This is a genomic window from Meiothermus sp. (genome assembly GCF_037443965.1).
In the GTDB taxonomy this organism is placed as follows: Bacteria; Deinococcota; Deinococci; order Deinococcales; family Thermaceae; genus Meiothermus.
Genome location: NZ_JBBINI010000029.1, coordinates 15,470 through 27,877, shown reverse-complemented (window position 1 = coordinate 27,877; position 12,408 = coordinate 15,470). Strand labels below are relative to the sequence as shown.

General features: G+C 59.1%; 12 protein-coding genes. 3 read left to right on the top strand and 9 right to left on the bottom strand.

All coding sequences use genetic code 11. The annotated features are described in order from the left end of the window. Positions 1 to 35 precede the first annotated feature (35 nt). The 3 genes from WKI89_RS13970 to WKI89_RS13960 form a co-directional block, all read right to left on the bottom strand. Positions 36 to 1,214: a PQQ-dependent sugar dehydrogenase gene (locus tag WKI89_RS13970; protein ID WP_337870620.1), complete on the bottom strand. Its 1,179-nt coding sequence runs from the start codon at positions 1,212 to 1,214 to the stop codon at positions 36 to 38. 193 nt (positions 1,215 to 1,407) lie between these two features. Further along, complete coding sequence (locus WKI89_RS13965; protein ID WP_337870618.1) at positions 1,408 to 2,886, bottom strand: PQQ-dependent sugar dehydrogenase; 1,479 nt, start codon at positions 2,884 to 2,886, stop codon at positions 1,408 to 1,410. Between the two features lie 268 nt (positions 2,887 to 3,154). Next, positions 3,155 to 4,246, bottom strand: a complete 1,092-nt coding sequence (locus WKI89_RS13960; protein ID WP_337870617.1) for a PQQ-dependent sugar dehydrogenase — start codon at positions 4,244 to 4,246, stop codon at positions 3,155 to 3,157. 177 nt (positions 4,247 to 4,423) lie between these two features. On the opposite strand from WKI89_RS13960, the gene WKI89_RS13955 reads away from it, so the two are divergent. After that, positions 4,424 to 6,094 (top strand): 5'-nucleotidase C-terminal domain-containing protein, encoded by a 1,671-nt coding sequence (locus tag WKI89_RS13955; protein WP_337870615.1) that lies wholly within the window; start codon positions 4,424 to 4,426, stop codon positions 6,092 to 6,094. A gap of 105 nt (positions 6,095 to 6,199) precedes the next feature. Here the strand turns inward: WKI89_RS13955 and WKI89_RS13950 are convergent, their stop codons facing one another. The 5 genes from WKI89_RS13950 to zwf form a co-directional block, all read right to left on the bottom strand. Then, a complete protein-coding gene (locus WKI89_RS13950) occupies positions 6,200 to 6,808 on the bottom strand; it encodes a helix-turn-helix domain-containing protein (RefSeq protein WP_337870613.1) in 609 nt (202 codons plus the stop codon). 163 nt (positions 6,809 to 6,971) lie between these two features. After that, on the bottom strand, positions 6,972 to 7,880 hold the full coding sequence (locus WKI89_RS13945; RefSeq protein WP_337870612.1) for a magnesium transporter CorA family protein: 909 nt from the start codon (positions 7,878 to 7,880) through the stop codon (positions 6,972 to 6,974). Between the two features lie 144 nt (positions 7,881 to 8,024). Further along, positions 8,025 to 8,336 carry a divalent-cation tolerance protein CutA gene (gene cutA, locus WKI89_RS13940; RefSeq protein ID WP_337870611.1) on the bottom strand — a complete coding sequence of 104 codons (312 nt, stop codon included), beginning with the start codon at positions 8,334 to 8,336 and terminating at the stop codon, positions 8,025 to 8,027. A gap of 41 nt (positions 8,337 to 8,377) precedes the next feature. After that, the gene (locus WKI89_RS13935; protein WP_337870609.1) at positions 8,378 to 9,028 is read right to left on the bottom strand and encodes a 6-phosphogluconolactonase; all 651 of its coding nucleotides are present in this window, start codon (positions 9,026 to 9,028) and stop codon (positions 8,378 to 8,380) included. Positions 9,029 to 9,316: 288 nt separating this feature from the next. Further along, on the bottom strand, positions 9,317 to 10,690 hold the full coding sequence (gene zwf / locus WKI89_RS13930; RefSeq protein ID WP_337870607.1) for a glucose-6-phosphate dehydrogenase: 1,374 nt from the start codon (positions 10,688 to 10,690) through the stop codon (positions 9,317 to 9,319). Between the two features lie 269 nt (positions 10,691 to 10,959). On the opposite strand from zwf, the gene WKI89_RS13925 reads away from it, so the two are divergent. Then, positions 10,960 to 11,325, top strand: coding sequence for a hypothetical protein (locus tag WKI89_RS13925; RefSeq protein ID WP_337870606.1), 366 nt, complete (start codon positions 10,960 to 10,962; stop codon positions 11,323 to 11,325). Positions 11,326 to 11,329: 4 nt separating this feature from the next. Further along, on the top strand, positions 11,330 to 11,515 hold the full coding sequence (locus WKI89_RS13920) for a hypothetical protein (protein WP_337870604.1): 186 nt from the start codon (positions 11,330 to 11,332) through the stop codon (positions 11,513 to 11,515). Here WKI89_RS13920 and WKI89_RS13915 read toward each other — a convergent pair. Continuing rightward, the gene (locus WKI89_RS13915) at positions 11,512 to 12,402 is read right to left on the bottom strand and encodes a delta(1)-pyrroline-2-carboxylate reductase family protein (protein ID WP_337870602.1); all 891 of its coding nucleotides are present in this window, start codon (positions 12,400 to 12,402) and stop codon (positions 11,512 to 11,514) included. The genes WKI89_RS13920 and WKI89_RS13915 overlap by 4 nt on opposite strands. Between the last annotated feature and the right edge of the window lie 6 nt (positions 12,403 to 12,408).

The following is a 12,408-nucleotide window of genomic DNA, read 5'->3' as shown; positions in this document are numbered from 1 at the left end:
GTAGCCAAGCCCAATCTGAGTCCGATGTGTGTGGGCTACAGGTTGCCTGGCCGCAATCGCAGGATTTGTCCTTGGTCGGTGGAAAGGTAGATAAAGCCATCCGGCCCTACTGCAAGGTCGCGCAAGCGCCCATACTGGTTGTTGATCAGGAGGTCTTCTTTGACTATTTGCTCGCCCTTGAGTTCCAACCGATAGAGCCGTCCGGTCTTGAGGGTCACAAAGAACAAGCTGCCTTTCCACTGTGGGAAGGCGTTGCCGGTATAGAAAAGCAGGTTGCTGGGGGCGATGGTGGGCTCGTTGCCCCCGGCGTACTCGCGCACAGCGGGCTGATAACTCTCGCGCAGATCGCCTCCGGTGCAGTTGAAGGTGATGTTGTCGGCGCTGACCGTCAGCACTGTGCCAAAAGGCTGGATTCCGGTACAGCGGGGCCAGCCGTAGTTTTTGCCTTTACGGATGATGTTCAGTTCGTCGCGGGTGTTGGGGCCGTGTTCGGTAGACCAGAGAAGTCCAGTTCCGGGCTGAAAAGCCAGTCCCTGGGGATTGCGGTGGCCCAGGGTCCAGATGGCCCGGGCAGCTCCAGTGGCCTGGTAGAAAAAAGGATTGTCGGAGGGGATGCTGCCATCTGGGTTGAGGCGGAAAATTTTCCCCGCCAAGAGCCTCGAGCTCTGGGCTTTGGCTGCATAGCCGAACTCACCGGGGACATTGGAGGGTGCATCGCCTGCATCTCCCATCGAAACATACAGTTTGTTATCGGGCCCCCACACCACCCGGCAGCCGTTGTGGTTCCACCAGCCCAGCATATCGTCGAGCAGAATTTTCTCGTCGGTAAGGCGGCTGCCAGACAGAATGAAACTCGAGAGCCGGTTGCGGCGGTTGTTTTCGTTCTGAACGCCCTCCTTCCAATAGGAGTAGCAGATGTACAGTCTGTTGTTTCGGGCAAAGCCGGGGTCGAGCTCGAGGCCCATCACCCCGCCTTCGCCTTCGTCTCGCACAGCGGCCTCACCCTCGTAGGTGCTGATTCTGCCGCTGCTTAAGTCCAGCGCACTCACCCCGATGCGGGCCCTGTCTCGTTGGGTAAAGAACAGACGTCCATCGGGGGCGAACTTTAGGCTCCAGGGTACGCCCAGGTTGCGGGCTACCTCCTCGAGCTGGAAGCTGGGGGCGGGTTGTGATAAGGCAAAGCCGAAGAATAGCAACAGGGCAAGCCAAGGCATGGCTCTAGTGTAGATGCTACCCATGAACGGCGTATGGAAAAAGCCTGTGTCCAGCGGACACAGGCTTGAGTTAACGCAGGGCTTTGCGAACGCCCATGGTCGGGTGGCTTCACAGCTGAATCGCCAAAAGTTCAAGGCCGAGGGTGAAAGACAGCAGGGTGTGCATGAGTCCCGATGTCGGCCACACGCGGTATTAGGGCTGGTCTTCCAGGCGCCAGATTTGTCCCCCCGACAGGCTAATGACGTACAGCTCTCCCTGCTCGTCCTCCCCAAAGGAAGCTAGGCCGTTCCCTGCCGAGGAAACCTCGGTCTTGCGGGTCCAGGTGCCGTTTACCAGGCGCAGGCTCCAGAGGCTGCCGGTGCCAAAGTCGGTGAAGAAGTAGCGGCCCTGCATGCGAGGGAAGCGCGTGCCTCGGTACATGTAGCCGCCCGTCACCGAGTAGCCATCGCCGCGCCCGTAGGCATGTACGGGCCGGGTCAGGCTGTTGCTGCTGCAACCTGGCGTGATGCTGTTGTCGTAGCAGGCGGTGCCCTCTAGGATCTTCCAGCCGTAGTTGAGGCCCTTGCCGCCACCCGTGCCCAGACTAATTTCCTCTTGGCTACCCTGGCCTACATCACCAATCCACAGGTCGCCGGTCTGCCGGTCAAAGCTGGTCCGCCAGGGGTTGCGCAACCCCAACGCCCAGAGTTCTGAAACCCCCCCGCCCAGGCTGGGGTTATCTGCAGGAATGCGGTAGTTGCGGCCCTGTTCGGTGCCATTTACATCAATTCGCAGCACCTTACCCAGCATATGCCGGTTCCCACTCTGGATATCGAGGCGCTGGGCGTAGTTCTGGGGGTCGCCGCCCGAGCCCCCATCCCCCAGGGGAATATAGAGCATCCCGTCGGGGCCAAAGCCCAGCCAGCCGGCATTGTGGTTGTCGTAGGGCTGGTCCACAGTAAGGACAATCTGCTCAGAGTTGGGGTCGGCCAGTTTGGTGCTGCGGTTGGCAGAATAGCGGGCAATTACGGTGTCGCCGGCGCTGTTGGTGTAGTTGACGTAAAAGAAACTGTTGTTGCGGTAGTCGGGGTGAAAAGCCAGGCCCAACAAACCTTGTTCGCCCCCTTTGGAGGTCTTGCTGGTGATATCGAGGAAGGCTTGCGCACTCAGGGTGCCACCCTCGATGACCCGGATGCGACCGGCCTTTTCTACCACGTACAAATCCCCGCTTCCATCGCCAGCGTGGGTCAGGTAGAGGGGCTGGGTCAGGCCGGAGGAGACCACGGAAACCAGGCGGACTCGAGGTTCCGTGCCGCTGGGGGGTGGGTTGGTAGAGGGAGTCGTAACGCTACGCTCGACCCCGCTGCTGCTGCCGGAGTTGTTGACGGCCCTGACACGGTAGGTGTAGGCCGTATTGGCGGTGAGGCCAGTGTCGCTATACGAAGTAGCGGTGAGATTATTGCCGCCTATGGCCGTGAAACTGCCGCTGCCGGTGCGACGCTCGAGGCTGTAGCGGGTAGCCCCATCCGAGGCCGACCAACTCAGGTTGACGCTGGTAGGTGAGGTGGCGGTGGCACTGAACTGAGCGGGATTGGGCGGGGCTTGGTTAGGGGAGGGTGGGTTGGGGGGATTGAGGTTGGAATCCTGGCAACTTGCCAGTGCCAACAACAAACTGGCCACGAGATACCGCATAAAAAACCTCCTTGACGAAAACCGAGCGGAAATTTATTGGTGCTCGAGATCCACGTCTTCAAGGCTATGCAGCCCACCTGAGGGCTTTCTGAAAAAGCCTTCAACGCGTGTAGAGATTTTTCTTGCTTAGGAACCCGATTGTTCTGAATGACCCAGTTCTAGGGGTGATGCGACCAGGAAAGGCCATGCCTAAACCCAGCTAACACTTCGTGATATTCACCCAGTAACGCGGCAGTTCACTGTGAAAACTGAACCCATCCAGGCCAGATCAGTTTTGTGGAACCAAGCGCAAAATCCGCCCCGAGTCGGTAGAAAGGTAGATCAGACCATCCGGCCCGGTGGCGATATCGCGTAAGCGCCCAAAGCCAGGATGGGGGCCGCTGTTGGTATCAATCAAGATTTCCTCCTGGGCGACCGACTCCCCACTCAAAACCAGCCGGTACAGCCGCCCTGTCCGGAGGGTGACAAAGAAAAGGTTGTTGCGCCAGGCAGTGAAAACGTTACCCGTGTAGAACATCATGTCACTGGGGGCGATGGTGTCGGTGGCGGTGTAATGCTTGATGGCCGGCTCATAGTTGTTGATGCTGGGGCAAGGGTCGGTACCCATGCAGGTGGGCCAGCCATAGTTTTTGCCTTTTTTGATGATGTTGAGTTCATCCTTCACATCAGGCCCATGCTCGGTGGACCAGAGCAAGCCGGTGCCAGGCTGGAAAGCCAGTCCCTGAGGGTTGCGATGGCCTAGCGTCCAGACGGGGCTGTTGGGGAATGGATTGTCCGTGGGAATCGAGCCGTCGGGGTTGATGCGGAAGATTTTGCCAGCCAGTGCAGATAGGTCTTGCGCGGCGGGCTGATCCTGGGCATCCCCCATCGAAAAGTAGAGTTTTCCATCGGGCCCCCAAACCACCCGGCAGCCGTTGTGGGTAGAGGCGCCGCGCATGTTGTCCAACAAGACCAGTTCATTGGTCAGGGAATTGCCGGAAATCTCGAAGCGCGAAAGCCGGTTGCGCGAGCCGCTGCTGGAGATGGAGTAGCAAACATAGACCCGACTGTTACTAGCGAAGTTGGGGTCGAGTTCCATGCCCAAAATGCCGCCCTCGCCATCGTCCCGTACCGCCGAGGTACCGTTGTAGTGGGTTATGGTTCCGGTGCTCAGGTTCAACGCGCTCACGCGAATCTGGCTCAAATCGCGGTTGGTAAAGAGCAGGCGGCCATCGGGAGCGAAGTGGATGCTCCAGGGTACCCCGCCTAGCCCGCTTTTGACTTCCTCAACCCGAAAGCTGATGGGACCAGAGGGCGTGTCGTTGTTCTGGCAGCTGACTAGGCCAAGGGCGAACAGTGCAACTATTGAAATGGGTCTCATGGGTTCTCCTGGGTTGGGGTGGGTTGTGAGCTATTGAGCATACTTGAGCTTAAACCTAAGCCGAACTTCTGAGTGCTTGCTGAAATGGCGTTCAACGAGTTAGAACCAGAGTGGCCTGATAGATGGCTGACCTAGGGCAGTTATAGAATGACATAGAAGTTGAGTAGAGGAGGAATCATGCACCGCAGAGATGTACTCAAAGCAGGTTTGGTTGGTGGAGCAACGCTGGCCGGTTGGACCCAGGCCCAGAATGGTGGCAATTTCACCATGACCATCGTCCACATCAACGACACCCACGCCCGGCTCGAGCCCACCGGCGGTCTGACCCTGGGAGGGCAGCAAAACCAACGGTTGGGAGGCTTTGCCCGGGTGATTTCGTTTTTTGACCGGATGCGCGGCACCGTTACCAACCCCTTGTTCTTACACGCCGGAGACGTGTTCCAGGGAACCCTGTACTTCAACCAGTACCAGGGGCTGGCCGACCGCTACTTCTTGCACCGCATGGGCATCCGCGCCATGACCCCTGGCAACCACGAGTACAACCTGGGACCCGATGGACTGGCCAACTTTCTCAATGGGGTGCGCTTTCCGGTGGTCTCGGCCAATACCGATGTCTCGAGGGAACCCAAGCTGGCGGGCCGCATCAAGCCCTATGTGGTGGTGAGCGTGGGGGGACAGCGGGTGGGCATCATTGGCCTCACCACCCCCGAGACCTCGATCCTCTCGAGCCCCGGCCCCAACGTGCGTTTCACCGACCCGGTTCCGGCTACCCAGCAAGCTGTGGTGGAACTACTGGCCAGGGGCGTTAGGAACATCGTGGTACTCTCGCACTTGGGCTATTTGCAGGATCAGGAACTGGCCCGTAAAGTCACGGGCGTTCAGGTAATCGTAGGGGGGCACAGCCACACCCTGCTGGGCCAGACCCCCTTCCCCGAGCTGCGTCCGGGAGGGGCCTATCCCACCATCGTCAAGAACCCCGAGAACAAGGACGTTTTGGTGGTACAGGCCTGGGAATGGGCCAAGGTGGTAGGCCGTTTGCAGGTCACCTTCAATCCCCAAGGCGAACTGGTAGCCCACCAGGGCCAAGTCATCCCGATGGCTGTCAACCTGCCCGAAGATCGCTTTGCTGTGGACGCGATCACCGCTTACGGCCTGCCCATTGCTACACTGCGGGCTCAGGTGATTTCCAGGGCTGCAGTGGCCCTCAACGGCGAGCGCAACGACGTACGCCGCCGCGAGACCAACCTGGCCAACCTGATCGCCGATGCGATGCTGTGGAAAACCCGCCAGGCCGGGGCTACCATCGCGTTGCAAAACGGTGGGGGCATTCGCGCCAGCATCCCCGCAGGGAACATCACGGTGGGGCAGGTCAATGAAGTATTGCCCTTCGGCAATACCCTGACGGTGCTCGAGCTCAGGGGCAGCGAGGTTCTCGCCGCGCTGGAAAACGGCGTATCCCAGTGGGAGCAGATTGCGGGCCGCTTCTTGTCGGGCGTGGCGGGTATCCGCTACACCTTCGATATGAGCCGCCCCGCAGGCAGCCGGGTGACCCAGGCCCAAGTTCAGACCCAGACAGGCTTCCAACCCCTCGACCCCAATGCCACTTACCGCATCGTGACCAACAGCTTTACCGCCGGGGGCGGCGACGGCTTTGCCGCCTTCCGCGATGCCAAGGGCTTCCGCACCGACACCGGCTTTAGCCATGCCGAGGTTCTGATTGAGTACCTGCGTACGCAGCCTTCCTGGGAACCGCGCCTGGAGAACCGCATCACTATCCTCAACGAGCCCAGGGGCCAGCGTTGGGAAGGGCCCTTCTACTCGGACCGCTTCTTGCGGGTGGGTGTATAGGCCCAGAGCCGTTTTTTGACTAAAATAACCGACACCCACACCCGATAAAACCGGAAAACACTAAAAAACCCCCGCAACAAGCGGGGGTTTTTGTCTAGAGCTGCTTTAGGCTGCTTCCTTCGAGAGACGTTCCAGACCACCGGGGTTTTCCAGCACCAGTTTGCCGTAGCCCGAGCGGATGTACCCCTCGCGGGTCAGCTCACCGATCACTTTGGTCACGGTTTCGCGCACGGAACCCACTGCCGAAGCAATCTCGTCGTGGGTGGCCTTGACCCCTACCCGTCCGTTTTTCTCGGTGTAGGCCACGGGGGTGCGGGAAAGATCGAGCAGGGTGGCGGCGATGCGGTTCTTCAGGCGCTGACCGGAGATGCGCTGAATGGTCTGGTAGGTCTGGGTCAGGGCTTTGACCAATCCCTGCACAAGGCTGGCCATTTCTTGGGCGGAAAGCTGGGTGGGAGCCAGGGCATCCACCTTGGTTTCGGTAACGGCCTCGGCAAAGTAAGTGCGCTCGGCGCCCGAAATTGCTTCTTCGCCAAAATACTCGCCAGGACGTACAAAACGCAGGGTTAGAGCATTGCCCTCGTCGTCTACGCTCTGCAGTCGTACCAGACCCTCCCGTACCCGGTAGAGTTGATCCTTGGAGCTGGGCTCTCCGGGGTAGAGAATGATCTCGCCAGGATCGAAGGTTAGGGTGTCTAGGATGCTGGTTTGCATTTGTTCATCACTCCTCTAATCCGACTATAGCAGGCCTGCCTTATTTTGTAAACATTCGTGTTGATTTATTTGAAGTGAGTGAGGACACATTTGGAAAGATGTGTGGCTTGGGCTTTACACCTAGCTATACGTAAGGGAAAAGCAGGGTGGATGTGGGCTGTCTTCACCACCAGCCCCGGCGCTTCATCCACAGGGCCAACCCACCCCCAATTAGCGCCAGCCCACCCCAGAAATACACCCGTCCGGCCCCCCATTGGTACTCGGTGAAGGCTTCGAAATTGGTTCCATAGATGCCAGCCCAAAGGGTCATGGGCAAGAATAGCACCGAGATGACCGTAAGGGCCTGCACCACCCGGTTAAGCCGGTTGTTCTGGGCCGAGAGGTGCACCTCCAGCACGTTGGATAGTTCGTCTCGGGCCGCATCCAGCCCCTCGTAGACCCGGCCCATGCGGTCGGTGAGGTCGCGGAAGAGGTAGGCCTCGTTGCCCAGGAGGGGGAGGCGCTCCAAGTGCAGCAAAGCCTCGCGGGCCTGCGAGACCAGGCGGCGTGTGCGCAGCACCTCGCGGCGGGCGGAAAACACCCGGCGGGGGGTTTCGGGGGTGTTGTCACCGTCCAGGGCCAGCTCTTCCAGGTCTTCGACCCGGTCGGTGAGGGCATCGGTGTACTCGAAAAAGGTTTGTACCCCCTGATCGAGCAAGCGTTGCCACAGCCGCAGGCACGCGCCCCCGCGGAAACTGTTCCAGATTTGCTCGAGGTAGTCTACCGGCTCGTTGCGGTAGGTGAGCAGCACCTGGGTCTCGGGAAAGTAGAAGTAGGAGACCCGCTCGGTGCGGCTGTGGGCATTGTGGGGGGTCTCGAGGGTGCGAAAGATCAGGAAGAGGTGCTTGGGATACTCCTCGAAGCGGCTCCAGTGGCCAATCTCTTGGGCATCGGCTAAGGCCAGGGGGTTGAGGGGGTATTGTTGCTGAATCAGCGCTATTTCCTCGGGGGTAGGGGTTTCGACATCCACCCAGACCTGAGCCTGCATGGGGCCGCAGCTCATACCATCGGCGAGTTGTTTGGCCCGAATCATTAGCTTATAGCTTATCGCTGATAGCCGATAGCTCCAAAAATGTGGGGCAGTCCAGGTTATCGGCATGACCATTATGGTCTACGGCTGATTTTTTCAATTCGTGCTTCCAATCTAGATAGCAGGGTGATGTGTGGTCGGACAGGGCTAGAGGGTACTTTTTGTGATCCAATCAAGGTAATTCCTTGAACCCACTTCGATTTTATGGGCAATGATCTCGGGAACCTCGTAGGGGTGTAACGCTTTGATGCGGTCTTCCAGGGCCGGATAATGCTCCTGGCGGGTTTTAATTAACAGCAGTAGCTCTGTATTTTCCTGAACCTCGTCCTGCCAGCGATAGACCGAGGTGATATTCGGCAGCAGGTTGACGCAAGCTGCCAAGCCATCGTGGACAAGAACTTGGGCGATTTTCCTGCCGACCTCGGTGTTAGGCACCGTGCAAAGGATGGTCAGATACATGTTATTAAATTACAAGGAATCAATTCCTTTGCAGAAGAGGGCTAGGCCGGTTCTCCGCAGGCGGCCTCGTCGCAGAGGATCCAAACCTCGGAGGCTGGGATGTGGTTGGGGGGCACATCTTCGCCACGCATGACTTTTTGCAGGGCTTGGCGTTTGCCTGCACTGGTAGCTATGTACACCAGCAGTTGGGTTTGTGAAAGAGCTTTTGGCGTGAGCGTGACCCGCTTGGGTGGGGGTTTGGGAGCATCGAAAACGGGGGCTACCAGGGTCTCGAAGTTCAGGTCTCGATCTGGGAAAAGGCTGGCGGTGTGGGCATCCTCCCCCAGACCCAGTACCACCACATCAAAAGGTACCAGCTCCTGCACCACTGCTTCCATCTGTGCCGCAGCCGCTTCCGGCCCCAGTTCGGCGGTAAAGCGATGGAAGGTAAATTTGCTATGCCCAAGGGCTTGTAGGATCGCCTTCTCGTTGCGATCGGGCGAACTGGGTTCCACGCAGCGCTCGTCGGAAACGATTAACTGCACACGGCTCCACAAAATATCGGCCCAGCCAAACAGCTCGTAGGCCCGCAGCGCGCTGGTTCCGCCCGCCAGCACCGCGCGCCCACCTGCCGAGAGCCGTTCGGTCAGAAGTTGGGCCAGGGCTTGGGCGACGGTTTCGGAGTCGGAGAAAGAGCGTATGACGTAGTTCATGGTGTTAGATGCTCGAGTAAACCAACTTTATTAGGCCCACACAGGGTATTTTTGGCGTACCTTCAGCCTTGAGTAAATTGTTAGCGGAACCAGCCATCCTCCACAAACAACTATCCATGCACAAACTTGTGCTTTTGGGTTGCGGTACGTTTGAACTCGAGGCACTCCACAAAGCTCCTCTGGCAGGGTAAATGTGGAAAGCGCTATGGGTGCGCGCCGGGGCCGAGTGTGGCATAAGTCAGGTATAACGGTAAGGTTAGGTGGGTTAGGCCGGGCTGTAGCGGGTTCCTACAAACTGCGCCAACGCTGCTGATCTTCCATCAGATAGTGTTGCCCCGAGGGGCCCTCCGACCCCACCGAGTAGAGTTCGGTGGGCTGCTGGTTGTTGAGCGCAGGCTCCAAGAGCCGCCAGGCCCACTCTACCTCGTCGAACCGAATAAACAAACTGCGATCTCCTTTGAGGGCATCCAGAATAAGAGTGGCATAGGCCGAGAGCTCGTGAGGGGTGCTGTTGCCATTTCTAGGGGTGGATAGCACCACTGGGCGAGAAGCAAATTGCAAACCGGGGGTCTTGACCTGGACTTCTAGATGCATGGATTCGTTGGGTTGTAGTTCCAACACCACCCAGCCCGAACCGGGAGTAAAGGTAGTGTCGGTAAAAAGCTGGGTGGGGGGATCGCGAAACTGCACCGCGATGGTGGTGAGTTTCTTGGAGAGGGCCTTGCCGGTGCGCAAATAGAACGGTACCCCTTTCCAGCGCCAGTTGTCCAGGTAGAGCCGGAGGGCTGCAAAGGTTTCGGTGTTGCTAGAGGGTATTCCGGCTTCTTGGAGGTAGCCCTGGTACTGCCCACGGACAATATCACCTGGACTCATAGGCCGTGCCGAGCGCAGCACTTTGTTTTTCTCGTTGCGCAGCAGGTCGGCCTCGAGGCGGGGCGGTGGCTCTAAGGCCGAAAACGTGAGAAGCTGCATCAGGTGGTTTTGCACCATGTCGCGGGTCGCCCCCACCTTGTCATAGAAGGCCCCACGTCCTTCGATGCCGATGGACTCGGCAGCAGTGATCTGTACCTGGGCAATGTGCTGGGCGTTCCAGAGCGGCTCGAGCCAACTGTTGGCAAAGCGAAAGACCAAGATGTTTTGCACGGTGGCCTTGCCCAGAAAGTGGTCAATTCGCAAAATCTGGCTCTCGTCCCAGTGCCGGGTAAGGCTGTGTTGCAACTGCAGCGCACTCTGGAGGTTGTGGCCAAAAGGTTTTTCGATCACCAAGCGGCGAAAGCCTCCGCTCTCCTTGGCAAGTCCGGCATGTCCCAGTCCAGTGGCCACCATCGGGAAAGCGTCGGGCGGCAGCGAAAGATAGAACAGGCTGGACTCTGCACTGTCTTTAGCCAAGGCTTGAAAGCTCTCCGGCGAGAAGTCAATGGCCCTATAGGTCAGACGTGCCAGCAGATGCTCGAGGGGTTCAGGCTCGAGGTCACCCTCAAATTCCTCGAGGCTCTTACGGACGTGTTCCGCAAACTCGGCTTCACTCCAGGTTTTGCGTCCTACCCCCACGACGCGTAAATCGCCGGGCATGTAGCGACAGAACTCGAGCTGATACAGCGCCGGGAACAGCTTGCGTGCCGCTAGGTCGCCGGTGGCCCCAAAAATGACCAGGTCAATCATGTTTGCTCCGTGAAAGCTGAAGATTAGTCGCTCTACCTTGTTGCATCAGCCGCCGGGCTATGTTGCCGCCCATGCGCCCCAGGCCAATCATGCCGACTCCATGCCAATGACAATACCGCAGATTGAATAGGCATTGGTTTCCCTGCTTACGTATTGACCAAGTTATTGGACTGCTGGCAGAAGGTGAAGCCCAGACCTGCAATCCCTGAAAACCTAACCTGCGCGGCCAGGGAGAGCGGTTCCCAAGAATACCCAGTACAACGGTTTTTGTGATACTGGGTAAATTAAGCCTCAGGGCGTTCAGCTTGATGGCGGGAACGGGCTTGTTGCAAAAGCTCAATGCCAACTGGCAGTGCACCTACTTTATTTACGGGGGGCGCTGTCCTGCCAAGGCTGTCTGGCCTACTGGGCTACGAGAGAACCCGTTCTACGGCAAGAGCCTTAACCAGGCCATCCTGAACGGCTCGAGGCGCACCGCTTTGCACGTAGACGACTACATTCGCCCGTATGAGGGTGAAAGTGTCTTGCTGCAACGAGGTGACTTGATGGTGGTGCAAGAGGGGCAAATTGTAGATGGGTGGCCAGTCTTTACAGAGTCTGCAATTGCCAGCGAGTCCACCCATCCACTACTGTAGTGCCATGAATCCCTGGATGGTGTTGTGGGCAGCGTTGATGGGCCTGCTGGTATTGATCTTCGGTACCCTGTTGCTCAATATGTTGGCAATTGATGTTCGCACACCTTTGGGAATTGCCATTCAGATGGGCTTGTTGGCCCTGGGGCTGGTCTGGGTGCTGCGGGTAGCGCGTCCGCGCCGTGGCCGCTAGGACAAAGATTGTGCCGCCAAACGGGCGGCTGCTAAATCCCATAGCGCATGGCCCACACTCTTGAAAAGCACGATGCCAGCCGCGGGCCTGGGCTGGTGTAGGGCCAGGTGAAGGGGACAAACCTGGTTCCAATCTACGCCTGCTTGCAACAAGTCTCCTGCCTCGGCTTTGGCCCCTTCCAGCGTATCCACGTATAGCTGTGCTTGTCGTACAACCTCTGGCGCGATCTCGGCCATGTCGGGGCGGTAGGCCCCCACGGCAGCAATAAAAACGCCCTGATTGGCCTTGAACAGCAGGGGGGTCTGGCTGGTGGTGGCGCAGACGATCAGGCTTACTTCGTCCAGGACAGGCTCGAGGCTGCGCACGGCCTGGGCCAGCAGGCCGCGCGCACGGGCATAGGAGGCCAGGGCTTCGGCGTGCTCAAAGTGGCGCGAGTAGACGTACACCTTGTCGGTGCCCAGCCCCTCCTGGAAGGCCTCCAGGTGGCTCCTGGCCTGCACCCCCGCCCCGATGACGAGCAGGGTGCCGGTGGGATGGGGGGCCAGGGTCTGGGCCGCCAGCAGCGATACGGCCGCGGTGCGCCGGGCCGTGACCACCGCGCCGTCCAGCAGGGCCAGGCGTTCGCCGGTATCGGTGCGCATCACCCAGACCTCGGCCCGCACGCTGGGGCGCTGCTGGGGGTGTACCGTCACCAGTTTGGTCACGGTGATCTGGGGGTCGGTGGCCGGCATCAGCAGTAAGGTGGCCCCGCCGGCCAGCGGCACCACCAGGCGCTCGGGGGCCTGAACCGCTCCCTGGGCGCGGGCCTCGAGCACCCCGGCAATGGCCTGGGCTAAGGCTGGGTAGGGGAGGGCCTGGGCGGTTTCTTCGGCGGTGAGAAGGCGCATGACCCC